Annotated in this window: 32 protein-coding genes; 11 read left to right on the top strand and 21 right to left on the bottom strand. The window is 63.5% G+C overall.

All coding sequences use genetic code 11. The features are described 5' to 3' along the window. Positions 1–327: 327 nt before the first annotated feature. The 8 genes from PVV74_RS02365 to PVV74_RS02400 all read right to left on the bottom strand — a co-directional run bounded on the left by PVV74_RS02365 (position 328) and on the right by PVV74_RS02400 (position 6,144). Positions 328–1,017, bottom strand: coding sequence for an imm11 family protein (locus PVV74_RS02365; protein ID WP_274592096.1), 690 nt, complete (start codon positions 1,015–1,017; stop codon positions 328–330). 45 nt (positions 1,018–1,062) lie between these two features. Continuing rightward, the gene (locus PVV74_RS02370; protein WP_274592097.1) at positions 1,063–1,569 is read right to left on the bottom strand and encodes a GNAT family N-acetyltransferase; all 507 of its coding nucleotides are present in this window, start codon (positions 1,567–1,569) and stop codon (positions 1,063–1,065) included. Continuing rightward, positions 1,556–2,545: an acryloyl-CoA reductase gene (acuI, locus tag PVV74_RS02375; protein WP_274592098.1), complete on the bottom strand. Its 990-nt coding sequence runs from the start codon at positions 2,543–2,545 to the stop codon at positions 1,556–1,558. Before acuI ends, PVV74_RS02370 begins: the two co-directional genes overlap by 14 nt. A gap of 210 nt (positions 2,546–2,755) precedes the next feature. Beyond that, positions 2,756–3,859 carry a dimethylsulfoniopropionate demethylase gene (locus tag PVV74_RS02380; RefSeq protein ID WP_103761583.1) on the bottom strand — a complete coding sequence of 368 codons (1,104 nt, stop codon included), beginning with the start codon at positions 3,857–3,859 and terminating at the stop codon, positions 2,756–2,758. Then, positions 3,859–4,107 carry a hypothetical protein gene (locus tag PVV74_RS02385; RefSeq protein ID WP_103761584.1) on the bottom strand — a complete coding sequence of 83 codons (249 nt, stop codon included), beginning with the start codon at positions 4,105–4,107 and terminating at the stop codon, positions 3,859–3,861. The genes PVV74_RS02380 and PVV74_RS02385 overlap by 1 nt, the downstream gene beginning before the upstream one ends. 4 nt (positions 4,108–4,111) lie before the next feature. Beyond that, complete coding sequence (locus PVV74_RS02390; protein ID WP_274592099.1) at positions 4,112–4,621, bottom strand: DinB family protein; 510 nt, start codon at positions 4,619–4,621, stop codon at positions 4,112–4,114. 11 nt (positions 4,622–4,632) lie between these two features. Continuing rightward, positions 4,633–5,337, bottom strand: coding sequence for a DUF1326 domain-containing protein (locus PVV74_RS02395; RefSeq protein ID WP_274592100.1), 705 nt, complete (start codon positions 5,335–5,337; stop codon positions 4,633–4,635). A gap of 3 nt (positions 5,338–5,340) precedes the next feature. Beyond that, positions 5,341–6,144: a DUF2182 domain-containing protein gene (locus PVV74_RS02400; protein WP_274592101.1), complete on the bottom strand. Its 804-nt coding sequence runs from the start codon at positions 6,142–6,144 to the stop codon at positions 5,341–5,343. Positions 6,145–6,212: 68 nt separating this feature from the next. Here PVV74_RS02400 and PVV74_RS02405 point away from each other — a divergent pair, with 68 nt between their 5' ends. Continuing rightward, entirely contained in the window at positions 6,213–6,953 is a 741-nt protein-coding gene (locus PVV74_RS02405) for a FadR/GntR family transcriptional regulator (RefSeq protein WP_274592102.1), read from the top strand. Positions 6,954–7,240: 287 nt separating this feature from the next. Here PVV74_RS02405 and PVV74_RS02410 read toward each other — a convergent pair whose 3' ends face one another. From PVV74_RS02410 to PVV74_RS02455, 10 genes are all read right to left on the bottom strand, one after another. Further along, entirely contained in the window at positions 7,241–7,435 is a 195-nt protein-coding gene (locus PVV74_RS02410) for a Trm112 family protein (protein WP_274592103.1), read from the bottom strand. Next, the gene (locus PVV74_RS02415) at positions 7,432–8,076 is read right to left on the bottom strand and encodes an LON peptidase substrate-binding domain-containing protein (protein WP_103761589.1); all 645 of its coding nucleotides are present in this window, start codon (positions 8,074–8,076) and stop codon (positions 7,432–7,434) included. The genes PVV74_RS02410 and PVV74_RS02415 overlap by 4 nt, the downstream gene beginning before the upstream one ends. Before the next feature lie 27 nt (positions 8,077–8,103). Then, positions 8,104–9,018, bottom strand: coding sequence for a thioredoxin family protein (locus tag PVV74_RS02420; RefSeq protein ID WP_274592104.1), 915 nt, complete (start codon positions 9,016–9,018; stop codon positions 8,104–8,106). A gap of 209 nt (positions 9,019–9,227) precedes the next feature. Beyond that, positions 9,228–9,524: a hypothetical protein gene (locus tag PVV74_RS02425; RefSeq protein WP_146049953.1), complete on the bottom strand. Its 297-nt coding sequence runs from the start codon at positions 9,522–9,524 to the stop codon at positions 9,228–9,230. After that, a complete protein-coding gene (locus PVV74_RS02430; protein ID WP_274592105.1) occupies positions 9,514–10,578 on the bottom strand; it encodes a hypothetical protein in 1,065 nt (354 codons plus the stop codon). Before PVV74_RS02430 ends, PVV74_RS02425 begins: the two co-directional genes overlap by 11 nt. Further along, positions 10,578–10,991, bottom strand: a complete 414-nt coding sequence (locus PVV74_RS02435; RefSeq protein WP_103761593.1) for a DUF4383 domain-containing protein — start codon at positions 10,989–10,991, stop codon at positions 10,578–10,580. The genes PVV74_RS02430 and PVV74_RS02435 overlap by 1 nt, the downstream gene beginning before the upstream one ends. Next, positions 10,988–12,475 carry an FAD-binding oxidoreductase gene (locus PVV74_RS02440; protein ID WP_274592106.1) on the bottom strand — a complete coding sequence of 496 codons (1,488 nt, stop codon included), beginning with the start codon at positions 12,473–12,475 and terminating at the stop codon, positions 10,988–10,990. Before PVV74_RS02440 ends, PVV74_RS02435 begins: the two co-directional genes overlap by 4 nt. 197 nt (positions 12,476–12,672) lie before the next feature. Further along, the gene (locus PVV74_RS02445) at positions 12,673–13,461 is read right to left on the bottom strand and encodes an exodeoxyribonuclease III (protein WP_274592107.1); all 789 of its coding nucleotides are present in this window, start codon (positions 13,459–13,461) and stop codon (positions 12,673–12,675) included. A 10-nt stretch (positions 13,462–13,471) separates the two neighbouring features. After that, on the bottom strand, positions 13,472–14,458 hold the full coding sequence (locus tag PVV74_RS02450) for an alpha/beta fold hydrolase (RefSeq protein WP_274592108.1): 987 nt from the start codon (positions 14,456–14,458) through the stop codon (positions 13,472–13,474). A gap of 201 nt (positions 14,459–14,659) precedes the next feature. Further along, positions 14,660–15,346 (bottom strand): response regulator transcription factor, encoded by a 687-nt coding sequence (locus tag PVV74_RS02455; RefSeq protein ID WP_103761597.1) that lies wholly within the window; start codon positions 15,344–15,346, stop codon positions 14,660–14,662. Positions 15,347–15,518: 172 nt separating this feature from the next. On the opposite strand from PVV74_RS02455, the gene ribA reads away from it, so the two are divergent. Next, positions 15,519–16,601, top strand: a complete 1,083-nt coding sequence (gene ribA / locus PVV74_RS02460; RefSeq protein WP_103761598.1) for a GTP cyclohydrolase II — start codon at positions 15,519–15,521, stop codon at positions 16,599–16,601. A gap of 1 nt (position 16,602) precedes the next feature. Here the strand turns inward: ribA and PVV74_RS02465 are convergent, their stop codons facing one another. Next, positions 16,603–16,833, bottom strand: coding sequence for a DUF2842 domain-containing protein (locus PVV74_RS02465; RefSeq protein ID WP_103761599.1), 231 nt, complete (start codon positions 16,831–16,833; stop codon positions 16,603–16,605). Between the two features lie 25 nt (positions 16,834–16,858). Continuing rightward, positions 16,859–18,154, bottom strand: coding sequence for an adenylosuccinate synthase (locus tag PVV74_RS02470; RefSeq protein ID WP_103761600.1), 1,296 nt, complete (start codon positions 18,152–18,154; stop codon positions 16,859–16,861). A 140-nt stretch (positions 18,155–18,294) separates the two neighbouring features. Here PVV74_RS02470 and PVV74_RS02475 point away from each other — a divergent pair, with 140 nt between their 5' ends. From PVV74_RS02475 to PVV74_RS02490, 4 genes are all read left to right on the top strand, one after another. Beyond that, positions 18,295–18,693 carry a DUF6524 family protein gene (locus PVV74_RS02475; protein WP_103761601.1) on the top strand — a complete coding sequence of 133 codons (399 nt, stop codon included), beginning with the start codon at positions 18,295–18,297 and terminating at the stop codon, positions 18,691–18,693. 125 nt (positions 18,694–18,818) lie between these two features. Then, entirely contained in the window at positions 18,819–19,184 is a 366-nt protein-coding gene (gene secG / locus PVV74_RS02480; protein ID WP_103761602.1) for a preprotein translocase subunit SecG, read from the top strand. 170 nt (positions 19,185–19,354) lie between these two features. Beyond that, positions 19,355–20,998 (top strand): CTP synthase, encoded by a 1,644-nt coding sequence (locus PVV74_RS02485; RefSeq protein WP_274592109.1) that lies wholly within the window; start codon positions 19,355–19,357, stop codon positions 20,996–20,998. A 132-nt stretch (positions 20,999–21,130) separates the two neighbouring features. Next, positions 21,131–21,703 carry an outer membrane protein gene (locus tag PVV74_RS02490; protein WP_170067105.1) on the top strand — a complete coding sequence of 191 codons (573 nt, stop codon included), beginning with the start codon at positions 21,131–21,133 and terminating at the stop codon, positions 21,701–21,703. A gap of 64 nt (positions 21,704–21,767) precedes the next feature. On the opposite strand, the gene PVV74_RS02495 is transcribed toward PVV74_RS02490, so the two are convergent. Next, the gene (locus PVV74_RS02495) at positions 21,768–22,391 is read right to left on the bottom strand and encodes a hypothetical protein (RefSeq protein ID WP_274592110.1); all 624 of its coding nucleotides are present in this window, start codon (positions 22,389–22,391) and stop codon (positions 21,768–21,770) included. A gap of 195 nt (positions 22,392–22,586) precedes the next feature. Between PVV74_RS02495 and PVV74_RS02500 the strand changes: the two genes are divergently transcribed. The 5 genes from PVV74_RS02500 (at position 22,587) to PVV74_RS02520 (ending at position 25,961) form a co-directional block, all read left to right on the top strand. After that, complete coding sequence (locus PVV74_RS02500) at positions 22,587–23,054, top strand: tellurite resistance TerB family protein (protein WP_245890377.1); 468 nt, start codon at positions 22,587–22,589, stop codon at positions 23,052–23,054. Positions 23,055–23,111: 57 nt separating this feature from the next. Further along, entirely contained in the window at positions 23,112–23,549 is a 438-nt protein-coding gene (locus tag PVV74_RS02505; RefSeq protein ID WP_274592111.1) for a tellurite resistance TerB family protein, read from the top strand. Continuing rightward, complete coding sequence (locus tag PVV74_RS02510) at positions 23,546–24,286, top strand: phosphate/phosphite/phosphonate ABC transporter substrate-binding protein (RefSeq protein ID WP_274592112.1); 741 nt, start codon at positions 23,546–23,548, stop codon at positions 24,284–24,286. Before PVV74_RS02505 ends, PVV74_RS02510 begins: the two co-directional genes overlap by 4 nt. Positions 24,287–24,432: 146 nt before the next feature. Beyond that, a complete protein-coding gene (locus tag PVV74_RS02515) occupies positions 24,433–25,209 on the top strand; it encodes an ABC transporter ATP-binding protein (protein ID WP_103761608.1) in 777 nt (258 codons plus the stop codon). Positions 25,210–25,238: 29 nt separating this feature from the next. Beyond that, positions 25,239–25,961: a transporter substrate-binding domain-containing protein gene (locus PVV74_RS02520; protein ID WP_103761609.1), complete on the top strand. Its 723-nt coding sequence runs from the start codon at positions 25,239–25,241 to the stop codon at positions 25,959–25,961. The last annotated feature ends 95 nt before the right edge of the window (positions 25,962–26,056 follow it).

The following is a 26,056-nucleotide window of genomic DNA, read 5'->3' on the forward strand; positions in this document are numbered from 1 at the left end:
AACACAATATATGGTATGAAATTACCCGAGCGCATTTTTCCCACGTTTTCCCAAAATTTTCTTCCAATGCGATCCAAATACGGGGGCACAGGGTACGGATTCACCGAATCCACCTCCGAATCCGGCGCGGTTCCATGGCGCGATTCGCACGAATCCGCCTATAGGTCCATGATTTCCCGGATCCCGGTCCGGCGGTCCCATGATTTCCCGAAATGAAACGCCATCCGTGCCGTAGGGTGGGTGAAAACCCACGCGCTTCCAGGTGCAACCCGCCTGCGTCCCCCCCGTCGCGCACCAACTACCGGGCTTGGACTCCTTGGAACAGCCCTACCTGTCGTCCGTCACGGCGATTTCCCGAAACCACCAGCCCTTGCAGCCAACGGCTTCAACCATCCCCTTGAACGCATCGGTGCAGACGACGGTTTTGGTCAGGGTATCACGCCAGATCAGCGCATCTTTCACACGAGACCGCAGCACAGCGCGCCCGGACCCCGAAATCGTATTGAAATAGCTGCCGTCGCCACGCTTCTGAGGCACGATCCGCGTGCGGTCCTGATCCCAGCAATCCCGGCGCGCCAGAAGATTGGCCAGATAAAACGGCCCACCCGATATTGGCGCCTTGTGGACATCATCCCAGGTTTGATCCATGCGCACGAATTCGAACAAAGCAGGATCGACCACTTCGATCGCGTCCTTGAGACGCTCTGAAAACAAGGGGATGGAATCGAGGATTGCATCGAATGGCTTTATGACGTCAAACCTTCGATCTGCCTTGGGACGGCTCACGCACCAGAGCTTCTGGAACTCGGCACGGGTCTGGTCCGTGAACCGCCCGCCCTTTACAGTGGCGCCGTACGAGCTTGGCCCGCCATGCTCGTATTTCATGTCACGGCCTGGAACCCATTCGCCTTCATAATCGTCATTGTGGATCCGCTCACCATAGTCCGGTGCACGCGCGAACACGTAATCCAGGAAATCCGGCATGCCGTAATTTGCTTCAATCAAGTAGCACTTCATCGTCCACCGCCGCCTCTCGACCGAGCGCGCAGAGAGCAAGCCACTTCAGCTCCCCAGCCACTTGAACATCACCAGCGCATCCACCAGCCCCTGCTTCGGATGCCGGAACGCCTTAGGCAGCCGCCCCACCGTCTCGAAGCCCAGCTTCGTCCAAAGCGCAATGGCCCCCTCGTTGCTGGTCACGACGAAGTTGAACTGCATCGCCTCGTAGCCCAGCTCCCCCGCCACACCCTGCGAATGCTCGCACATCGCCCGCGCCACGCCCCGCCCCCGCGCCGCCGGGGCCGTGATGTAGCCGCAGTTGCACACGTGGCTGCCGCCGCCGGGCTGGTTGGTCTTGATGTAGTACGTGCCCAGGATCCGCCCCCCGGCCTCCGCCACGTAGGTCGCGCGCGGGGCCTCGCACCAGTAATCCATCAGCCGGCCCTGCGACAGGTCCGGCTCGATGGCATAGGTGTCGCCTGCGCGCACGACGTCGCGCAGGATCGGCCAGAGCGCGTCGGCATCGCCGTCGCGCACCAGCCTGATGGTCAGATCATCACGCGTTGACATCGACGACGACGCGGCCCTTGACCTGGCCTTTCAGGATGTCGCGGCCCAGCCCCGGCAGGTCCGACAGGGTCGCGGGCTGCACCATCTCGTCCAGCTTGTCCATCGGCAGGTCCCTGGCGATCCGCTCCCAAGCCCGCAGGCGGTTGTCATAAGGCTGCATGACCGAGTCGATCCCCAAGAGGTTAACACCGCGCAGGATGAACGGCGTGATCAGCGCGCCTTCGATGGCCGCGCCCCCGGCAAGGCCGATGGCCGCGACCGAGCTGCCATATTCCATCTGCTTCAGCACCCGGCCCAGCATGGCACCGGCCACCGCGTCGATGCAGCCGCCCCAGGCTTCCGCCTCCAGCGGTTTCTTGGTGACCTCGGTCAGCTCCTCGCGCGGCACGATCTGGCTGGCCCCAAGGCTCTTGAGGTACTCCTCCTGCTCCGGTCGCCCGGTGACAGCCGCCACCTCGTGCCCCAGCTTAGCCAGGATCGCCGTGGCAACGCTGCCCACGCCGCCGGCGGCCCCGGTCACCAACACGGGGCCTTTCTTCAGCCCCTGGTCCTCCAGCGCCATGACGGCCAGCATCGCGGTGAACCCGGCGGTGCCCACGGCCATCGCCTGCCGCGTATCGAGGCCGTCGGGCAGCGGCACCAGCCAGTCGGCCTTGACCCGCGCCTTCTGGGCATAACCGCCCCAATGCGCCTCGCCCACGCGCCATCCGGTCAGCACCACCTTGTCACCGGGGCTGTACCGGCCGTCAGAGCTCTCCTCGACCGTCCCGGCAAAATCGATCCCCGGCACGTGCGGATACTTGCGCACCAGCCCGCCGCCCGGCCCGATACACAGCCCGTCCTTGTAATTCACCGTCGAATACTCGACCGCGACCGTCACCTCGCCCTCTGGCAGGTCGTCGATCCCGATCTGCTTGACCTCCGCCGAGGTCTTGCCGCTCTCTTCGTCCTTCTCGACAACCAATGCGTTGAACATGTCCAATCTCCTGTCTTGCTTAGCGAGGCTCCCCCGCTTTCATCGTTCCAAAAACACCCAAGCCTCCCAGGGCTTGAGCGCATCTCCCGCCTCATAGGCACAACGCCCGCAAGGCATGTTGGGTCCGGCCGGCGCGCGCCGCTTTCACTGTTCGCGAAATACTCCGGGGAGCGCGAGGGGCTGGCCCCTCGCTCCGCCGTCAGATCTCGCTCAGTTCCAGAAACCTTCCTGCACCACCCCGCGCCGGACCTGATCCGGCGCCTCCACCTGCACCTCGGTGCCTGCATCCCAATGGGTCATCCGCACCATGCCGATGGCCACGTTGGTGTTGAAATCCGGGCTCCACGCGGCGGAACTCACCCGCCCCACCCGCTTGCCATTCGCCGTGACCGGCCACCACCTGTCACAGGGCGGCACCTTCGGGCCGTCGATGGCAATCGCACAGATCTGCTGCACCGGCCCTTCCTTCGACACCCTGAGCAGCGCGTCACGCCCGATACACCCAATGGCGCTCTGCGTGTTGCAGAACCGCCCCAGCCCGCATTCATGCGGCGTGTTGTCGTCGGTCATGTCGTTGCCATAGCTCAGCAGCCCGCTTTCGACCCGCTCGATCAGATTGGGACAGCCCGCATGCACATCCAGATCGCGGCCCGCCTCCATCAGCGCATTCCAAAGCGGCATTCCGATATCTTCGCCCTCGACATAGATCTCGAAGCCGCCCTGCTTGGAATAGCCCGACCGCGCGATCACCATGTCCCGTCCCTGGAAGTCGAACACGCCAAAGCGGAAGAACCGAACGTCGCGAATGCCCTCGCCAAAGACCCGCGCCATCAGTTCCTCCGCCTTCGGCCCCTGCACGGCCAAAGGCGACACGTCCGGCTCGTCCACCAGCACGTCCAGCCGCCAGCCATGCGCCGTGGCCTTCACCCAGTAAAGCAGGTCACTGTCGGCAATCGAGATCCACCAGCGATCCTCGGCCAACTTCACCGACACCGGGTCATTCAGCATCCCCCCCGTCTCGTCCACGATGGGGACGTAATAACACTGCCCCGCCGTCATCCCCCGCAGGTCGCGCGGCGTCAGCATCTGCATCAGTCGCCCCGCATCCGGGCCGCGCAACTCCACCTGCCGCTCGCAGGCCACGTCCCAGACCTGCACCGCGTCCTTCAGGTGACGGTAATCCTCCTCGACCGACCGAAAGACCGTCGGCAACAGCATGTGGTTGTAAACCGTGTAACCTTTCACCCCGGCGGCCTCGACCCCCTCGGAAAAAGGCGTGCGCCGCAACCGGCGCGACAGGGAAATCATCGGCATCAGACAGATCCCTTCAGGTTGCTTTTGCAGATCACCGGCGCTTCGCCGGTGGCGGAATAGGCCGCGACCCCGCAGGCCGCACAGCGATACTCGACGAACCGGCCATTGCTGTTGCCGGTCTCGCTCCACTTGCACGCGCGTTTGGCGGGCTTATTCCCGGGTCCGCCGAGGCGTCCACCCATGCGCCCCCGCCCCAGGCTAAAGGCGACGGCCACGATAACCACCAGCGCCAGGACAAAGGCCAGCATCGGCTCAGCCCTCCCCGGGCATCAGGAACAGGTCACTCACCGGCGCCTCCAGCCCGGCGGCGGTCATCATCGCATGCACCTGCCCCCGGTGATGGGTCTGGTGGTTGAACATGTGCGTGACGCACAAGGCGCGCGGCGTCACCATGTCCCGCCCCAGCGTGCCGGAATACCACCGCAGGTCGCCGGTCAGGTCCATCGCCCGCAACGCATTGGCCCAATGCCCGATCTTGCCGTCCACCTGATACCGCTCCGCACTCCACGCCCCCAGCGTCGGATGCATCTCCACGCTCTTCTTCACGCCGACCTTCGGCGCCTCCACCGAGGGATCGAACCGCGCCATCCACATTCGGTCACCCCACAGCAAATGGTTCAGCGTGCCCAGGATCGAGCCGAAGAACGCCCCGCGATCCTCGGTCAGCACCTCCAGCGGCTGTGCGTCCAGCGCCTCTGTCAGCTGCCGGTTCTGCCATGCGTTGTACCGCGCCATCATGCGGCAATATTCGGGTGTGATCATCGCAGGCGCCCCTACTTCGGACCTTTCCAGTCGATCGGACACACCTCCGCCGACATGCCGCCGAAATCCCAGACCCGGCCATAATCCCGCACCCGGCTTTTCGTGCCCTTCGCGGCGATGATGTCCGGCCCCATCCAGTATTTCGAGTTCGTCACCATCACAGGATGATCCGGGCTCGCCCCGTCGATCATCTCGATCTCGCCCTGGATCTTTCGCCCGATGTAAAGCCCGCGCTTCTTGCCATCGCGCACGATCTCGACCTTCTCGCGCTCCGCCCCGATGATCTCGCTCACCAGCATTGTGAAGAGGCCCGTCGTGCCCCCCGCCGCGCCGCTGAAAATCTGCAGGATCCCGTTATAGGCCTTGCCACTCGCGCGCTCGTCCACATAGGCCGCCACCTTCCAGTTGCCCTCGCCCATGCGCCCGGGGATATCCACCAGAAGGCCGACATTCAGACCCGACAGGTCCTCGCTCTCGTAATGGCCCTCGTCGATCGCAATCGCCATCCACGCATGACAATGCCCTTCGGTGGGCGGGTGCGCCCCAAGGCTCACGACGCAGGGACAGAACACGGTGCAAGAGCAGTTCAGGAACAGCTCGCCCTTGATGGCCCAGTCGGTCGGCGTCATCTTGCGTCGCTTGGGGTTGGCCATCCGGTTGTCGATGCGCTGCGACACCGGCAGCTTGTCGGCCTCTTTCCGGCGTGTCAAAGCCATGCTCTATCCTCCTGTTACCAGCGGCGCGGCCAGAACCGCCACCCCGCCCGCGATCAGCGCCACACCCATCGGCCGGATCACCCGGTGCCCGATCTGCGGCAGTTTCTCCAATACCATGAATAGCGTGGCAAGGCCCATCCAAAGCAGGCTCATCACGCCGCCCACGAACCCCAGCGCCATGAAGCCCCAGCAACAGCCCACGCAGAACGCGCCCAACCCAAGCCCCATGCGCACGCCGCCGCCAAAGCCGGTGCGCCAATGCCCCAGGAAATAGGTCATCGGACTGTGGCACACCCCGTGACAGACTTCCTTGGCGCGGGTGAACTGGAACGCCCCCACGACGATCAACAGCCCCCCGGCAATCACGGATGACTTCGCGATCCCCAGCATATCGATCACACCGCCATAAAGCAGCGCCACCTGCACCCCCGCGATCACCGCCGCGAACCCGAGCCAGGCGATGGAATACCCCGCCAGCACGCCCAGCCACCCGGCGGTCGTGCCATCGGCGCTGCGAATGAGGTCATCGTAACAGCGCAACGTCGGCACCATGGTCGGCAGCATCATCGCCGCCATCATGATCGCCCACATGGCGAACAGCGGCCCAAACCGGTCCATCGCCATACCGCCGCCCATGCCCATCTCCATGCCGGGTTGCATGGCCCGCATCTTCTCCCCCATCGGCCCGGGCCGGCCGATGAGGTCCAGGTCCATCCCCGTCGCCATCAGGTACATCACCACCCACGCCGCCAGGATCGCCGCGAAAAACGCCAGCCAGGCAAAGGATCGCAATGAAAGAGCCGACATGCCGAAGAACACCCTTGGTTCGAGTCACGATTGCCCTTATGAATGTCAGACAATTAAAGGTCTGACAAATGAAAACCGCCAGCTCTGCCGAACCCCGCCAGGACCTCTCTGCCCAGATCGCAGAGGCGATCCGCACGGCCATCGTCGAGGGCCGGATGATCGTCGATGAACGCCTGCCCTCCGAGGCCGAGCTGTCCGAGCAATTCGGCGTCTCCCGCTCCACCGTGCGCGAGGCGCTCAAACGGCTGGCCGCCCAATCCCTCATCCGCACCCAGCGCGGGGCCTTCGGCGGCGCCTTCGTCAACCGGCTCAGCTACACCGACGCCTACAGCCAGCAGATCACGACCTCCACGCTGCTCTTGTCGATGAACGCCGTCAGTTTCGAGACCGCCTGCGAGGCGCGCTACACCCTCGAACGCGCCTGCGCCCCCCTCGCCGCCCGGCGCCGCACCGACGACAGCCTTGCCACAATGCGCGCCGAGATCGCGCGCCAGTCGCAACCCGACCTCTCGGATGAAGCCTTCTGCGCCTCCGACGTGGCCCTGCACCGCGCCCTCGTCGACGCGGCGGGAAATCCCGTGCTCAGCTACCAATTGGCCGGCGCGGTCGAGGCGATGCAGCCCCTGATGAACATGATCACCTTCACTGCCCGCTCGCGCGAGGAAATCGTCAGCCTGCACACCGCACTCGCAGACGCGCTCGAGCGCGAGGATGCCACCGCCGCCGACACCGCCCTGCACCGGCTCGAGGCCTACACCCTAACCCTTGGCCGCGACGTGATGGCCACCCGCGCGCACAAGAGAAAGTGACGCCGAACCGCGCCAACCCCGTCTTCCCCTGGCCCAAAACATCCCCGCCGGAGGCTCCGACGGCGCCACCCACGCAGCGACATGGGCAAAGCGTCACGTCGTCGCTCGCCCCGAGGCGGCGGCCCCCGGCCGACGCCGAGACATCAAGCGTGCGCGCCTCGCGCGCACTCCGCCAAAGCGTTTCGCGACAACCTTGATGTGCAGATTACCCGTGAAACGCCGCGCCACACTCGATCGTTGCGCGCGTTTCGCCTTCAGCTGATACCTCAGGTTAAAGGCGAAACGCCTTAGTCCAACCTGCGCGCCTCGTCGATCAGCAGGATCGGGATGCCCGAGCGGATCGGAAAGGCCAGCCCCGCGTTGCGGCTGACCAGTTCATGCGCCTCTGCATCGTATTCCAGCACCGAATGCGTCTGCGGGCAGATCAGCGCCTCCAGCATGTGCCGGTCGAACTCAGGTGCCGTGATGTCCGCGTCACTCATTGCATCATCTCCTTTTCGTCGCCGCCGCGCAGATCGTATTCGATCAGCGTCACCAAGGTCTCGCGCCGCGTCGACAGGCTCGGCGCCTCCAGCAGCGCCTGCTTGTCCTCGGGCTCGAACCCCAACAGCATCGACAGCGAGTTGATCAGCAACTCGTCCTCGGCTTCCTTCAGCGACTCCCAGTCGGTCGACAGCTCCCGCGCATCGAAATAGCGCGACAGAAGGTCCATGAAGGACTCCCGGTTGAAGCCCGGGTCGCTGTCGCCGGGCTCCAGGTCCTGCTCGAACCCGTCCCAAGTGACCTGCGCCCGGCGATAAGGGGTGAACCCCTCCACCTCCGACGACACGCGAAAGCGCGAAACACCCGACAGCGTGATCATGTAGCGCCCGTCCTCGGTTTCCGAGAATTGCGTCACCTTGCCCGCACAGCCGATTCGGTGCAGCCCGTGCTCGCCCGCGCGCGCGCCGGGGTCCGGCTGCACCATACCGATCAGGCGATGCGGCGCTTTCAGCGCATCGTCGAGCATCGCAAGATAGCGCGGCTCGAAGAGGTGCAACGGCAGTCGCGAGCGCGGCAAAAGCAGCGCACCCGGCAACGGAAAGACCGGGATTACCTCCGGCAGATCACCCTGTAATATCATGTGCAGGGACGTAGCCCGCGCGACGCGTCAGGCAAATATCATCGAGCTCAATTTGCGCCGCCCGGCCTGGGCCACCGGATCACCCGGTTTCAGCGCGTCGAAGATGGTGAACAGCTGCGTCTTCGCGGCCGCGTCATTCCACTCCCGGTCGCGCCGGAAAAGCTCCAGCAACTCGTCCACCGCCTCCTGCGTCTGGCCCGACGCGTGCAGCGCCTGCGCTAGGTCGAACCGCGCCTGGTGGTCGTCCGGGTCGGCCTCGACCTTTGCGCGCAATTCGCTCACCGGCCCCGCATCGGCGGCCTGCCGCGCCAGCGCCAGCTGCGCCGCTGCCGCTTCCAGTTCCGGCGCCTTGGAAATCTCCGCCGGCGCGCCGTTCAGGATCGCCTCGGCCTGGTCCAGATCATCCATCGCGATATGGCTCGACACCAGCCCGGCATAGGCGGTGGCGTTCTTGTCGTCCTCCTGCAGGATCGCGGCAAAGGTCTGCGCCGCATCCGTCGCCGCGCCCTGCTCCAGCATCTCCTGCGCCGCCGCAATCGCCTCTTCCAGGCCCGAGTCGCCCGCCTCGCCACCGGCGGCCTGCACCACGCGGCTCACGAAGGCGTCGATCTCCGATCCTGGCACCGCGCCCTGGAATCCGTCGATCGGCTGGCCCTGCCAGAAGGCATAGACCATCGGGATCGACTGCACCCGCAACTGCTGCGCGATCATCTGGTTCTCGTCCACGTTGACCTTGGCCATCTTCACGGCACCGTTCGCCTTGGTGACGGCCGCCTCCAGTTGCGGGCCAAGCGTCTTGCACGGCCCGCACCACGGCGCCCAGAAATCGACGATCACCGGCACACTCTGCGAGGCCTCGACGACCTCGGTCATGAAGTCCGCCTCGGTGACGTCCTTGATCAGGTCGGTTTGGGGTTGGGTCTGGCCGCCAAGTTCAAGCATCGGTTCCTCCGCATCGCGTGGGCATGTAAGTTGCCGTCTAAATGGCGCACGCGGTCCCATGTTGCAAGGGGCGGCACCGTTGCCGACGTTACCTGTGCGCGCGACGGGTTCATGAACCGGGGCTTTGCCCGGGACGAGAAATGCCACCGATGCAATACCACCCAAATACCGACGCAATACCGACGTCGCATTCCAGGCCGTCGAATCGGTTAACGCGGCCCCTCGGGCAGCGGCAGACACCCCGGCAATCCGGCGGGCAAAACCACTCGCCCCCCGGCCCGGTACAGCGCCAATCCAAGCCCCGGCATGTCGCCCCGCACCGCCACCCAGGCCCCGCCGCCGCCGACCACCGCCGCGCCATCGGGCAGGCTGGCTACGAAATCATCATTTGGAAACAGCACGATAGCGCCCGGCGCCGCATCCGTCGCCACCATCACCAGCATCAACGTCCCGACCCAACCCGCCACCACGCAGACCAACGCCAACGCCCAGCGCTTAATAGTCATGGATATGTTCCAGCCGCAAACGATCCACGCCCGTCGCGGCCTGCATCTGCCGCAACTTTTCGGCCAGGTCGGTCACGTTAACCATTATCAGGTGGCGCGAATCCCCATAGCCCTGCCGCGCAAAGGAATGGATCGCCCCGCCCACCTCCTCGGCCTGCGACAGCGCGGTGAACATGATCTCGTCGTTGCCCGCGATCTCCACGAATTCCGCGCCGGCTTCGGCCATCTGCTGCAGGATATGCGTCAGTTCGCGATAGCGCGGCGTCTCGATCTCGAGCCCGCCTTTCACCGGCCCGATCACCTCGACCGTGCCCATGGTCCGCAACGCGTCCTCGGATATCCCGTCCACGATCATCCGCAGGGTCAATTCGTCCGCCCCCACCTGCGCCACCGCGTCCTCGATCACCCGCGCATACGCCGCCTTCGCGCCGTACTCGACCCCAAGCGCAAACCGCCGCTCGCGGTCGCGCAGGCTGTCGGTGGCGTTGGTGGCAAGGTCCTCTCGGTCGCCGTCGAAATCCCATTTGTACCACGGCACCTGTTGCAGGAACTGTGCATAGGATCGCGCTTGATCCGCTGACAGATCATCCAGCGGCGTGCGTTCCGGCCCACGCCACCACGCGGCCAGCCGCCCCAATGTTTCCTCATACGACGCCTTGGCCAGCAGCTCGGCGGTGAAACTTACCCCGATCACATAGATCGTCTGCTTGCTCTCACTGGTGAACCCGCCATGCTCCGCACTCTCATGGCTTAGCGCACACAGGCTCGACCAGAAGCCACCGATCGCTTGCATGTACCCGAATTCATGCGGATCACCTGCGCTGATCACCTGCGCATAATCGTCGTAGGCATGCACGATATGCCATTCCGGATAGGTCATCAGCGTCCGCGACTCGTCGCGCCGATGCTCGGGCGGCAGGATCGGCTCATAGGTTTCGGGCTTGGCCTGCGGGATACAGACCAGTTCGTTGTAGGCCACAGGCGACAGCAGCCCCGCGGTCAGCACGACCGCGACCAGCCCCAGCCGCAGCAGCCATTTCAAAAAGCGCCGCATCAGGCGCGGTCCCCTCGGTCCAGAACAGTTCCGGCAAAGAGCGCAAAGCCCCCCAGCCCGATATGCGGCAGGTTCGCAAGGATGCGCGGCACCGACAGTGAAAAGCCCTCGGACGGGTTGGTAAGGATTCCGAAATCGAGGAAGCCATAGGCTGTGAAAATCCCGAAGATCCCGTCGGCCAGGTACAGCGCGCCGAAAATAATCAGGAAAATTTTCGCCGACCGGTGGCTGATCATCCCCGCCGCCAGCGCCCAGAGCGCCGAAACCAAATGCAGCGCATCGTCGAACGGATCGAGCGCGAAGATCCCGAAGGCCAACCCGGTCTCATCGGTCAGCCCGGGAATGTAATTGATCGAGGCCGCTGCCAGCAGCGCCGCCGTGTAGAAGAAACAGATTTTACCAAGCAATGTCATAGCTTATCCAGATACGTGTCCCAAAGGTTGTTGCGGAATGTCAGGTCCGGGTCCAGCGCACGCTTCGCGGCCGCGAACGCCGCCGCCCGCGGATAGGCCCGCACCATCTGCGCGGGCGTGGCATGGGGCCGGTAAGGCAGGTAATAACTCCCGCCGATCCCCGTCACCCCGTCGATCAGAGCACGGGTCATCCGCGCCATGTCCGCCTCGGCCCGCTCCGTCATCTCTTGGCTGAAGGACATGACGGCGGCGATACGCGGCACGCTCGCATAGGCCAGCACGCTCACCGGGTCCCGGTCGACAAAGCGCAGCGTGACATTCAGAAACTCCTGGTAGGACGCCGGGATCACCTCGCGGCAGAGCGCCACGAACTCGGCAAACCGCTCGGGCGCCACGAAGTACTCATGCAGGATATCCGTCCGGTTCGGGTCGCGGTCATCCAGCGTGATCACCGGCTCGTTCATCAACGCATTGCGCGTCACCGCCCCGCCGCCCAGCGCCGGGCCCAGTTCGGTTTCGAACCACCAACGCAGCGACTTGAACGGCTCGTTCCCCAACTGCCAGCGATAGACCCGCGCCGCGACATGCGCCGCCATGTTCGACCCACCCGCAGGCTCCAGTCCCTCCTGATCTTCGGCGGGCCGATAGGTGATCATCAGCGCCTTGCCGAAGAACGACGCCCGCTCCACGTTCAGCCGTCCATAGGCCATGTTGACGGTCTGATCGGTCAACGCCTCGGTGAACCGCGTCCCGAACTCCTCGGCCCGCATCTCCTCGAACTGCGGCACCAGCCGCCGGTTCGGCGCCATCTCCACCACCATCTCGGTGATCGCCCCGGTCAGGCCATAGCCGCCCATCGTCTGCCCGAAAAGGTCGACGTTCTTCTCCCGCGAACAGGTCAGCAACTCCCCATCGGACAGCACCATGTCAAAGCTGCGCACAGTGGCCCCCATCGGCCCCAGCTTGACCGGCCAGCCATGCGCGTTGACGCAGAAGGTGGCGGCGACGCCGAAATCATTGTTCGATTGCGTCACCTTGGGACCATACCCGATCGGGTCCAGCGCCGCGATCACCTCCGACCAGCGTGTGCCGGCCTGCACACGGTAGGTGCCAGCCTCGGTGTCAGGCTCCACAAAGCCGCCTTGATAGGTCACCGCATGCCCGTCGCGCGGTATGGACTGCCCGCCCATGGAATGCCGCGCAGCCCCCACGTTGACCGGCCGGCCCGCGGCTCGCGCCTCCTTGATCTCGGCGCGGATCGCCCTGACCAGTGCATCGCCCCGCCCCTTCTCGATCACGAGGTGCTTGTGCACTGGCGTCTCGCTCAGCCCGCTCGCGTCGTTCAGCGTGCCCGCCGCACCTTCGGGCCTCGTCCACGACACACCTTCATAGCCCGGCAGGTCCGCGCTCAGGCGGGACGTCAGGACGCCGCCCACAAGGGCCCCGCCCCCGAACAACACCGCGCGTCTGGACAATTTGCGCATGAGATTTCCCTATTCCGCTCCCCCAATATCTCATGTTTGGTGGAACGAGGGGAAATCATAGGTCCGGTTTTCCATACCCGGACATGCAACGCCTTGGAAACGCACAAGCTTCCAGCAGGCTCGCATCCTTTACCATCACGCGGGCACGAGGACTTTCGAAAAACTCTGGCCCAAAGAATCCGCGATTTCTTGCGTGACTAAAGGTCGAAGGTCGCGAAGACCGGCGCATGGTCCGACGGCTTCTCCCAGCCTCTCGCAGCCCTCAGGATCCGGCTGGAATGCGCCGACGACTTGATGTCGTCACTGGCCCAGATGTGATCCAGCCGCCGCCCCTTGTCCGCCGCGTCCCAGTCCTTGGCCCGGTAGGACCACCAACTGTATAGCTGCCCCTCCGGAATGTCGGCACGGGTGACATCGGTCCAGTTACCGGCCTCCTGTGCATCGCCCAGATGTTCCACTTCGACAGGCGTATGGCTGACCACTTTCAGAAGCTGCTTGTGGCTCCAGACGTCGTCTTCGCGCGGGGCAATGTTCAGGTCACCGACAAGAATGGATTTCCCGGGCTTATCCTTGTGGAACCAATCGCGCATCTCTGTCAGGTAATCCAGTTTCTGCCCGAATTTCACGTTCACCTCGCGGTCCGGCACATCACCGCCCGCGGGAACATAGAAGTTATGGATCACCACACCGTTCTCCAGCTCGCCCGCCACGTGCCGCGCATGGCCAAGCGCCGCGAAATCCATGTCGCCCACGTCCCTGATCGGCAGCTTCGACAGGATCGCCACGCCGTTATATCCCTTCTGCCCCCGCGCGATCACGTGGGTGTAGCCCAGCGCCGCGAACCCCTCCAACGGGATCTTCTCGACCGGCGACTTGCACTCCTGCAGGCACAGGATATCCGGAGCCTCCTCCTGCAAAAGCTTCAGCACGATCGGCTCGCGCAGGCGGACCGAGTTGATGTTCCAGGTGGCAAGCGTGAAGGACATGAGGCTCCTGTCAGTTCGGCGTATCGGGTCCCGAGGATATAAAACCCAGCGCATCGCGTAGCACAAGCAGGAAGGTGTCGGGCGTCTCGATCTGTGGGATATGACCGCTGTCCGGGATCGTCAGCAGACGTGCGCCGGGCGTCGACCGGGCCAACGCCTCGCCCTGAGCCAGCGGCGTCACGGTGTCCTCTTCGCCCCATATATAGACCAAGGGCAGGGACAACGCGGCGTAGTTCAAGGGCCGCGTGCTCAGCGCATCCTGCGGCGAAACTAGCAGGCTGGGCACCCAGTCGGCATAGCTTGCCGTTGTGCCCTGCCGGACGAAAGGCGCTTTCAGAACGCTCAGAACCTCGTCCGTCGCCGCCTCATCCACGTGTATCAACTGGCACAGGAAAGTGCCCGTCAACAACGGATTGTTCATGGTCAGCGCCGTCACCGCCTCGCGCAGCGGCCCGAACCGCAGTGGAAACGGCAGGTCCTTCCTGCTCTCATGGCTGTTCAGGCCAAGCGCCCCATCCACCACAACAAGCCCGGCAAAGGCATCGGGCCGTTGCATGACAGCCTCCACTCCCGGCCCCGCACCGATGGAATGCGCCACCAGTATCGGCCGGGTTCCCAGCGCCTCGACCAGCGCCAGGATCCGCTCCGCCTGCCGCATCCGGCTGTAGTCGCCATCCCTGGCCCGCTCGGAAAAGCCGAAAGGCGGCATGTCGAACGCCACCGCTCGCCACCCATCCGCACCGATCTCTTTCAGCACCGGCTGCCACAGGCCAGACCAGGCCGCCGTGCCATGGGCGAAAAGCACAACAGGCGCATCCCCGTCCCCCTCTTCAAGCACGAAGACGCCACCCAACGCTGTTTCGATCAGCCGCCCCTCTTGTGGAACCACGGCCTCCAGCGGTTCGGTCTCGCGCATATGCGCCGCCAGCCGCGCCGCGATCAGCACGGCGGAAACCAGAACCAATAGGCTCACGAGGGTCTTGATTATGAACCGCATCCCTGGTCCTCCCGCTTCCAAGGCTATGCAGTCGCGGCCGGTTCACAAGGTCAGCAAAACCTGACCCTCATGGACGCAGACAAAAAAAGACCCCGGCCAAGCCGGGGTCAGTCCAACAGGGAGGTGCATAGATTTAGGCCCGTATGCGGCGGGTTGGTCGTCATAATACCGGGCGGCGCGGGACGCACGCCTTGCCCCGGATCAGGCGAGGAGGCGATAGCCTCCCGACTCTGTCACCAGCAAACGCGCGTTGGCAGGATCTGGTTCAATTTTTTGACGCAGGCGGTAGATATGGGTTTCCAAAGTATGCGTCGTTACCCCGGCGTTGTAGCCCCAAACCTCGTGCAGAAGCACGTCGCGAGCGACCACGCCCTCGGGCGAACGATACAGGAATTTCAGGATATTGGTCTCCTTCTCCGTCAGACGGATCTTCCGGTCCTCATCGGTGATCAGCATCTTCATGGCTGGTTTGAACGTGTAGGGTCCAAGCTGGAAAATCGCGTCTTCGGACTGTTCGTGCTGGCGAAGCTGGGCGCGGATACGCGCCAACAGAACCGGAAACTTGAACGGCTTGGTGATATAGTCGTTCGCCCCGGCATCAAGCCCCAGGATCGTGTCGGCATCCCCGTCATGGCCCGTCAACATCACGATCGGCGCTTTCACGCCCTGCTTGCGCATCAACCGGCAAAGCTCACGCCCGTCCGTATCGGGCAGGCCCACGTCAAGGATCACCATGTCATAGATCCCGTCCTTTGCATGCGCCATGGCCTCCGACCCGTTTCCGGCCTCGAGGACGTCAAAATCCTCGGTCATCACCAGTTGCTCACTCAAGGCCTCGCGCAGGTCCTCGTCATCGTCCACAAGCAGAATTTTCTTCAGCTGAGCCATCGTGTTGTTCCTCGTTGCTTGCAGACTACTTGTGCCACCACGCCGCGCCGGACAAGATCTGTGACAGGTCAATCACGGGCTAGTTATGGCAGAGCGTGAAATGTTTCATTCGGTTACAAAAGCCTGTAATCGAGTCGCTCGAAGTAACTTCACTGATCAGGAAGGGCGCGTGATGCAGCTTGGCCCCGACAAGACGGAACTCCTCGCGCGGGCTCGCGCAGATCTTCGAATGGGTGTGCCGGTGGTCTTGCGCGATGGCAACGCGCTTGCCATTGTCGCGGCGGCGGAAACCTGCGATCCGGCCCGTCTCGACGCGTTGCAGTCGGCAGGTCTGGAACTGCATCTCACCATCTCGGCGCGCCGCGCCGCAACGCTGAAGGCCCGCGCTTATGACGGCGATCTCGCGCGTGTCGTCGTTCCAAAAGAGGCCCCCCTGTCATGGGTGCAGGCCGTGGCAGACCCCGCAGACGACCTTCGGAGCCCGATGAAGGGCCCGCTCACCTCGGCGCGCGAGGGCAAGGCCGACACCCATCGCGCGGCTCTGTTGCTGGTCAAGTCCGCGCGCCTTTTGCCTGCCGCGATTGTCATGGCGATCCCGCCCGATACGCTGGACACTGCATTGACATTGCTCAACGTGGCCGACATCACCGCGCATCTGAATGAAGCCAGCCCCATGCACAAGGTGGTCAGCGCCCGACTGCCCCTCGAAGTGTCCGAGGCCGGACGCCTGCACATCTGGCGACCAGAGGACGGCGGCGAAGAACATTACGCCATAGAAATCGGCAGCCCCGCACGGCACGAACCGGTCTTGTCGCGTCTGCATTCCGCCTGTTTCACCGGTGACCTTCTGGGCAGCCTGAAATGCGATTGCGGTCCCCAGCTTCGGGCGGCTCTGGCGCAAATGGGGACCGAGGGCGCGGGCGTGCTGCTCTATCTTAACCAGGAAGGCCGCGGCATCGGCCTTGCCAACAAGATGCGTGCCTACGCTTTGCAGGATCAGGGCTTTGACACGGTCGAGGCCAATCACCGGCTCGGCTTCGAGGATGACGAGCGTGATTTCCGCATCGGCGCCGACATCCTGCGCAACATGGGCTTCGGCGCGGTGCGTCTGCTGACCAACAACCCCGCCAAGATCGACATGATGAAAAGCTGCGGCATCGACGTGGTGGAACGCGTGCCGCTCAAGGTCGGCGAAGGGGCGCACAACCGCGCCTATCTTGCCACCAAGGCCGCGAAGTCAGGGCACCTGCTTTAGCCTAGTCCCGTGCGTCCGGGTCCGGCTGCCCAACCCCGCGAAACACGGGCTTCAGCGGCAGGATCCAGGCGACACCCAGCACGATGAACACGACCAGCTCGGTCAGGAAGCCCACATCATACCGGACCCGCAGCCAATCCGTCAGGTTGACCGCCACCACGATGTAAAGCGGCAGGGCGATCAGCAGGATCACCAGCGACCAGCGGCGGCGGGCTTTGTAACTCAGGGCCATGCGGTTCTCTAACGGTCTGTAGGTCTCAGTCGGCGAAGGGGTCGGTCACGAGGATCGTGTCCTCCCGCTCCGGCGATGTTGACAGTAGAGCGACGGGACACTGGATCAACTCCTCGACCCGGCGCACGTACTTGATGGCATTGGCGGGCAGATCGGCCCAGCTGCGCGCGCCTTCGGTGGTTTCGGACCAGCCCTGCATTTCCTCGTAGATCGGCTTGCAGCGCCATTGCTGATCAGTCGCCGTGGGCAGATAATCCAGTTGCTTTCCGTCCAGTTCGTAACCCACGCAGATCTTCAGCGTGTCGAACCCGTCAAGCACATCCAGCTTGGTCAGCGAGATCCCGGTCACGCCAGAGGTTGCACAGGTCTGGCGCACCAGCGCCGCATCGAACCAGCCGCAGCGCCGCTGGCGGCCCGTCACGGTGCCGAACTCGCGACCCCGTTCCCCCAATCGCTGGCCATCGTCATCCTGCAACTCGCTCGGAAACGGACCTTCGCCCACGCGGGTCGTGTAGGCCTTGACGATCCCCAGCACGTAATCGATCGCGCCCGGCCCCATGCCGACGCCCGTAGCAGCCTGCCCGGCGATGACATTCGAGGACGTCACGAACGGATAGGTGCCGAAATCGATATCCAGCAGCGCCCCTTGCGCGCCCTCGAACAAGATGCGCTTGCCCGCCTTGCGCTGATCGTTCAGCACTTTCCAGACCGGCGCGGCATAGGGCAGAAGCTCCTGCGCGATGGATTTCAGCTGCGCCACCAGCTTGTCGCGATCCACCGGCTCAATGCCCAACCCTTTGCGCAAAGGATCGTGGTGCTGCAAAGCGCGGTCCACACGCGCCTCCAGCGTGGCGTCGTCGGCCAGGTCCGCCACGCGGACCGAACGGCGGCCGACCTTGTCTTCGTAGGCCGGGCCGATTCCGCGTCCGGTGGTGCCGATCTTGGTGCCCTTGCTCGCCGCTTCTTCGCGGGCACGGTCAAGCTCGCCGTGAATCGGCAGGATCAGTGGCGTGTTCTCGGCGATCATCAGTGTTTCGGGGCTGATCTCGACCCCCTGCTCGCGGATCGAGGCGATTTCGTTGACCAGATGCCACGGGTCGAGCACCACGCCATTGCCAATCACGCTCAGCTTGCCACCACGCACCACGCCGGACGGCAATGCGTTCAGCTTGTAGACCTTGCCGTCTATCACCAGCGTATGGCCCGCGTTGTGCCCGCCCTGGAACCGCGCGATCACGTCCGCGCGCTCGCTAAGCCAATCAACGATTTTGCCTTTACCCTCGTCACCCCACTGGGCACCTACAACGACGACATTTGCCATGAAAACCTCTCAGGCGGTGGTTGAACCCCGCGCCCGTATACCCACACCGCCAGCCGTGCGAAACCGGAATTTCGCGCGCGGGCTGGACACTGTCGTCTGCGCCGGGCACATCTTGTGCGACACAAGCCAAGAGAGCACAGATGACCGGATTTATCCTGAGGTGGGCATTGGCCTTCATCCTGCTGGCTGCGACGTACAACCCGACACCGTACAATTTCATCGCTTGGGCGAAGGAAAACTGGGACGCGCAAATGCCGCTGACCGTACTCTTCGCGCTGCTGCTTCTGGTGGGCTACATCATTTACCTGCGCGCCACGCTGCGCTCGATCGGGGCGTTCGGCATGGGCTTGATCCTCGCCATCGCAGCAGCCTTGGCGTGGGTGCTCGTTGACTACGGATTCCTCGACCTCGACGATCCGACGCGGAACCTCTGGCTGGGACTTGTGGCGCTTTCGCTGGTCCTGGGCATCGGCCTCAGCTGGAGCCACGTGCGCCGCCGCCTGTCGGGACAATCCGACATGGATGACGTGGACGAGTAGGCCCTTGCCGACGCGGCCTTTCCAACCGAACCTTCGGCCATGCAATCAGGGTTGAAAACGGCGGGTTGCGGGGGACGCCCGAATTGCTTAGATACCGCCCATCCGAACCCGAGGGACCACGTCTTATGGAAAATGTCATCCTGCTTGTTCACCTGCTGCTGGCGCTCGCGCTGATCGGTGTCGTGCTGTTGCAGCGGTCCGAAGGCGGCGGCCTTGGCATGGGCGGCGGGGGCGGCAACGTGTCCACAGGTCGGTCCGGCACCACGGCGCTCGGCAAGCTGACATGGGTGCTCGGCCTGTCGATCTTCGCCACCACGCTGACCCTGACGGTCATCGCGGCACAGAACGCTGGCGGATCCTCGGTTCTGGACCGGATCACCGACGACAGGCCCGCGGCCGAGGAAAGCGATCCTGCGCTGGACGACAGCGGTGATGGCCTTCTGCCGCCGTCGGCGGGCGATGACGCTCCTTTAACACCTACCGCCGACTGAACCAGAAACACCACTAAGGCTTGCGGACGCGCATACGCGTGTCACAGCATATTGCGCCTTTCATCCGAATCCTTTAAGGCTCGAGTCCCGTGGTAATGCGGTGCGCGAGGCGTCGATTCGACCGCATCTAACAGGCGTAAAACGCCGCAATCACGGGGGATTGCCAGCGCATGGCACGTTATATTTTCATTACCGGCGGCGTTGTTTCCTCTCTCGGCAAGGGCCTTGCCTCTGCGGCACTCGGCGCACTTTTGCAGGCGCGCGGCTTTTCCGTACGTCTGCGCAAGCTGGACCCGTACCTGAACGTCGATCCCGGTACGATGTCGCCGTTCGAACATGGCGAGGTCTTCGTCACCGATGACGGTGCCGAAACCGACCTCGACCTTGGTCACTACGAACGCTTCACCGGCGTCCCCGCCCGCATGACGGATTCGGTCAGCTCGGGCCGCATCTATTCCAACGTGCTGGAGCGCGAGCGCCGCGGCGACTACCTCGGCAAGACCATTCAGGTCGTCCCTCACGTCACCAACGAGATCAAGGACTTCATCGGCATCGGCGATGACGAGGTGGATTTCATGCTGTGCGAGATCGGCGGCACCGTGGGCGACATCGAAGGCCTGCCCTTCTTCGAGGCGATCCGCCAGTTCAGCCATGATCGCCCGCGTGGGCAATGCATCTTCATGCATCTGACGCTTCTGCCGTACCTCGCCGCCAGCGGCGAATTGAAGACGAAGCCGACGCAGCATAGCGTGAAGGAACTTCAATCCATCGGGATCGCGCCCGATATCCTCGTCTGCCGCTCGGAACAGCCGATCCCGGAAAAAGAGCGCGAGAAGATCGCGCTTTTCTGCAACGTCCGCAAGGAGGCCGTGGTCGCGGCTTATGACCTCAATTCGATCTACGAGGCTCCGCTCGCCTATCATCATGAAGGGCTGGATCAGGCCGTTCTGGATGCGTTCAACATCTCTCCCGCGCCGCGCCCGGACCTGACGACCTGGCAGGACGTGGGCGACCGCATCCACAACACCGACGGGACGGTCAACATCGCCATCGTCGGCAAGTACACGCAGCTGGAAGACGCCTACAAGTCCATCAAGGAGGCGCTGACCCATGGCGGCATGGCGAACCGGGTCAAGGTCAACGTCGAATGGGTCGATGCCGAGGTGTTCGACCGCGAAGACGCCGCGCCGCACCTCGAGGGCTACCACGCGATCCTCGTGCCCGGCGGCTTTGGCGAGCGCGGCACCGAGGGCAAGATCAAGGCCGCGCAATTCGCCCGCGAACGCAAGATTCCGTATCTGGGCATTTGCCTTGGCATGCAAATGGCGGTGATCGAGGCCGCGCGCAACAAGGCGGGTTTGAAAGACGCAGGCTCTGAAGAGTTCGACCATGAGGCCGGCAAGAAACGCTTCACCCCGGTTGTCTATCACCTCAAGGAATGGGTGCAGGGCAACGAGAAGGTCAAGCGCAAGGTCACCGACGACAAGGGCGGCACGATGCGTCTCGGCGCCTATGACGCTGTACTCAAGGAAGGGTCCAAAGTGGCCGAGGTCTATGGCGGCACCGCCATCGACGAGCGTCACCGCCACCGCTATGAAGTGGACATCGAGTACCGCAAACAGCTCGAGGAATGCGGGCTTGTCTTTTCCGGAATGTCGCCCGACGGCCGTTTGCCGGAAATCGTCGAGTGGAACGATCATCCGTGGTTCATAGGTGTGCAGTTTCACCCCGAGCTGAAATCGAAACCGTTCAAGCCGCACCCGCTGTTCGCGGATTTCGTGCGGGCGGCCGTGGAAACCTCGCGCCTCGTTTAAGCCCTTAAAAATCAGGAACAAAGTCAGGTCGTAAATTTTTTTGACGACCGCTTTGAACCGTTCCTCCTGTCGCCGCGACCTATGTCCGAGCCCCGGGATTGTCCTGGGTCGCGCTTAGACATGAGGTATAAAATGAAAACGATCTTTAAATCCCTGACCGCCGCCGCAACCCTGTCCGCGGCCATCACTACCACCGCTATCGCCCAGGACGCCGAGAAATGGGAAGGCTTCTACGCCGGCGGCCGGGTCAATATGCAGAATCTCGGTATCTCGGGCGTTCCTGTCGGGATCGACCCCGAAATCAACGCCGGTGTGTTCGGCGGCTACAATTACGCTGTTGCCCCCAACTTCGTGTTGGGCGCCGAACTGGGTTATGACAGCAAACTGGACTATACGGTGATGGGCACCGGGCTGGACCTGGAAAACAACATCAACCTGCGTGGCCGCGGCGGCTATGCCTTCGGCAACTCGATGCTCTACGGCTCCCTGGGCTATGGCTGGACGGACTGGGACGTGGCCGCAGCCGGCGTCTCAGGATCGGGTCAGGGCATCTCCTACGGCATCGGTCTTGAGACGATGCTGAGCGAGAATATCACCACCCGATTCGAGTATACCCGCACTAATTACGACTTCTCGGGTCCCGGCCTCGGGGGACGCAATGGCGAAGTCGACGCCTTCTCGGTCGGTGTTGCCTACAAGTTCTGATCCTTGCGGACCAACTCTGTCAGGGCGCCTTTCACAGGGCGCCCTGATGTGGTTGCCGTCTGCGTCAGTACCGCAGATTCGTCAGGTCGTCGGCCGGGTCTTCCTGCGGGGGATGAAACCGCAGCATCCGGCGCGAGACGCCAAGTTCGAGCACCGGGCTGAACAGATCTCTCAGAAGCGAACGGCGTTCGTGGTAGACAGCCGTCTCGGCCTCGCGGTCGAGGCGCAACTTGTTCTCCAAAAGCGTCGCGATGATCCGCTCGTCCAAGATATACCGGCCCTGCCTGCCTGTCTGCCGATTCTCGGCCTGGGCCTCAAGCCAACTCTGGATCCGCGAACGATCCTCGACATCCTGATCCGGCCATACGAGGTAGAACCCGGAATTGAGCCGAAGACAAATCGAGTCCAGCATTAGCGCCGCGCCTGCCAGTTCCTCGGGAATGTCGCGCTTTGTCAGGTAGTTGAAGCGATGAGGCTGGCCGTTGAGGAACACGGTCAGTGCCGTCCCCAGATCCATGAACTTCTGCGCCATGACCCAGCCAAGAACGCGCCTAGGGTCGCCCGACCAGTCGTAGGCCCTGAGAAAGCTGCGCACCTCGTCATGCGTGCAGCCGCGCAGATAGGCCAGCTGGTCCTCCGGCGCGGCGGTCGAAATGTTGACGACAGGCTTTGCAACGTTGCGCGACATGGCAGGCTTCACACTCGAGGATATCATGTGGTTGAGGGCACCGTGACGCGTAAAAATGCCGTTTGTTGGGAGCAAATGTGTCACGTTTCCGGCCTCCGCCACCAATGCGCGGATGTGCGCCTGCGATTTTGTTTTCCTGCTCACAGCTGACGCTGTAAACGTGACCAAACGATCCTAGATACACGGAGCCGCCCCATGGAAAAAACCTCGCTGCTTCATCGTTTGCTGCATGCGTTCGACGCGCCCGAACCCCCGCCCCTGCCCGCGCCCGACGAAAAGCTGGCGCTTGGAGCGCTGATGGTGCGTGTGGCGATGTCGGATCACAGCTACAAGTTTGCAGAGGTGCATCGGATCGACCTGCTGCTGGGCCGACTTTTCGGGCTTGGGCCGATCGAGGCGGCCAAGATGCGTGCGACCTCCGAGCGGCTGGAGCGCGACGCACCCGACACCGAGGAATTCGGCGACATCCTTCGCAAGACCGTCAGCTTTGCAGCGCGTGTCGACGCTCTCGAAGCGCTGTGGGAAGTGACGCTGGCCGATGGCGTCCGGCACGAGGAAGAACTGGAAGTGCTGGAAGATGTGCGCCAAACGCTGGGCCTGTCACCAGACGACAGCGACGCCGCACGCGCCCGGGCCGAAACCGAACTCGGTGGCAGCCAATAGCGTCCCGACGCGCAGATTCTCGTTGGCGGCAGCCAGCTGGTTGCCTATATCCCCTTCATGTTTGCTGATTTTCTGAAAAAACTCACCGAGTCGACCCCTGAAACCCTGCCCCAAGAAGATGCACGGCTGGCGCTGACGGCTCTGCTGGTGCGCATCGCTCGGTCGGACGGGCATTTCGATGCCGAGGAGCGGCAGCGCATCCTGGCCATCGCGCAAACACGCTACCAGTTGTCCGAAGCGGATGCTGGTGCGTTGCTGGAGCAGGCGGAGCAGTTGGAAGGCGAAGCGCCGGACACCGTGCGCTTTACCCGCGCCATCAAGGACGCCGTGGCCTATGACGACCGGCTTCGCGTGGTCGAGGCGTTGTGGCAGGTGGCGCTGGCCGATGGCGAGCGCGATGCAAGCGAGGACGCAATCATCCGGATGGCATCGAACTTCCTCGGCGTGACCGACATGGACAGCGCCCTTGCCCGCCAACGCCAGGAAAAGGAATGATTGCCAGCCTGCCGATGTACGACCGGCCCGAGATTCGGGCCGCGACGGACAGTTTCTGGCAGGCCATACGCAAGGCGCTTGGACGCGGCCCCGACACACTTACGCGCAAGGGCGACCCGTGGGACCAATGGCAATCCCCGGATCTTTTGCTGTCTCAGACCTGCGGATACCCCTACCGCGCCCGCCTGCATGGCAAAGTCCAAATCGTCGGCACGCCGCATTATGGATTGGACGGGTGCGGGGCGGGCGAATACCGCTCGGTCTTCGTGGCGCGCAAGCAAGATCCCCGTAGCGATCCGGCTGAATTTTCTGCCGCGCCCTTTGCCTATAACGAACCGATGTCGCAAAGCGGCTGGGCCGCGCCCGGCGCCTATGCCGAAGCGCGCGGCTTTGCCTTCACCGACACGCGACGCACCGGCAGCCATCAGGCCTCGGCCCGCGCCGTGGCGGAAGGTCAGGTCGATCTGGCCGCGCTCGACGCGCAAAGCTGGCAGCTGATGCAGCGCTACGACAGTTTCGCAGACAAGGTGCAGGTCATTGCCGCGACATCGCCCACACCCGCCCTGCCCTTCATCACGGCGAACGGACAGGATGCCGACGCGATTTTCTCCGCCCTTCAGACCGCGGTCGAGGACTTGCCAAGTGAGACCCGCGACGTCCTCGACCTGCGCGGAATCGTGCGAATTCCGCCCGAGGCCTACCTGGCGGTTCAGACACCGGCCCCGCCGCCCGCTTGACGCTACGGCACCCCGCCGCATTCGCCCAAAACCCGGGCAATCCCCACGAAACGGACGAAAAAACCTCGTTTTGCAAGTTGCATTGGCCCAAAATTGCTGCCCTATTGTCCGGTGTGACTGCCTGACCTGCAAACCGGAAGCTGCCTTTGCCTGACGAAAAACCCGTCATCGAGATCCGCAATCTGCACAAGGCCTATGGCAACCTTGAGGTCATCAAGGGCGTCGACATCACGGCACCCAAGGGCAGCGTGGTGTCGCTCATCGGCTCCTCGGGGTCAGGCAAATCCACTATTCTGCGCTGTGCCAACCTGCTGGAAGACAGCCAGCAGGGAGACATCCTGTTCAAGGGCGAGCCGGTGACCTGGAAAGGCTCTGGCCTGAACCGGCACCCGGCAGACTCCAAGCAGGTGCTGCGGATTCGCACGAACCTGTCGATGGTGTTCCAGCAGTTCAATCTGTGGGCGCACCTGACCATCCTGCAAAACGTGATGGAGGCCCCGGTCACCGTGCTGGGTCGCCCCAAGGCAGAGGTCGAGCAGGCTGCACGCGGGTACCTGGAAAAGGTCGGAATCGGCGACAAGTGCGATGTCTACCCGGCGCAACTGTCGGGCGGGCAACAGCAGCGCGCCGCCATCGCGCGGGCACTTTGCATGGAGCCCGAGGCGCTCTTGTTCGACGAACCCACCTCGGCGCTCGACCCCGAACTGGAACAGGAAGTCGTGCGCGTGATCAAGGACCTGGCCGCCGAAGGGCGGACCATGATGATTGTGACCCACGACATGAAAATGGCCCATGACGTGTCTGACCACGTCATATTCCTGCATCAGGGCCTGATCGAAGAAGAAGGTGATCCGGAGACGCTCTTCGGGTCCCCGAAATCCGAGCGGCTGCGTCAGTTTCTAAGCTCGACGATGGCCGCCTGAATCAAAAGAACCAAGCAAGGGAGACACTTATGAAAAAGCTAGTTCTTTCCACACTTGCCCTGGCAGTTGCCGGCGGCATGGCGATGGCCCAGGACAAGACGATCCGCCTGGGCACCGAAGGCGCTTATGCGCCGTGGAACTTCGTCAACGACGCGGGCGAGATCGATGGCTTCGAGCGCGAACTGGGCGACGAGCTGTGCGCGCGGGCCGAGCTAACCTGCGAATGGGTCAAGAACGACTGGGATTCGATCATCCCCAACCTGGTAGGCGGCAACTATGATGTCATCATCGCGGGCATGTCGATCACCGACGAGCGTGACGAAGTCATCGACTTTACCCAGAACTACACGCCGCCGGATCCCTCGGCCTATGCCGGCATGTCGGAAGGCGTCGATGTCGAAGGCGGCGTGATCGCGGCCCAGACCGGCACGATCCAGGCGGGTTATGTCGCCGAATCCGGTGCGACACTGGTGGAATTCGCCACGCCCGAGGAAACCATCGCCGCCGTCCGCAACGGCGAGGCCGACGCGGTTCTGGCCGACAAGTCCTTCCTTGCCCCGGTCGTGGCCGAGGACAGCGACATGATGTTCGTCGGCGACGATGTTGCGCTCGGCGGAGGCGTCGGCATGGGTGTCCGCGAATCCGACACCGAGCTGAAAGAGACGTTCGATGCGGCCATCCAGTCGATGAAGGACGATGGCAGCTTGAACGAGCTGATCAAGAAATGGGAAGTCGCATCGACTTTCGAATAAGCTGAAACAGCCGCGCCCCGGGCATTCCGGGGCGCGCGCTTCAGGCCTGACGGGGACTTATGGCCGATACCACGCGCATCTTCATGCCCGGCGTC

The sequence above is a fragment of the Roseovarius sp. SK2 genome (genome assembly GCF_028807495.1).
GTDB classification, from domain to species: Bacteria; Pseudomonadota; Alphaproteobacteria; order Rhodobacterales; family Rhodobacteraceae; genus Roseovarius; species Roseovarius confluentis.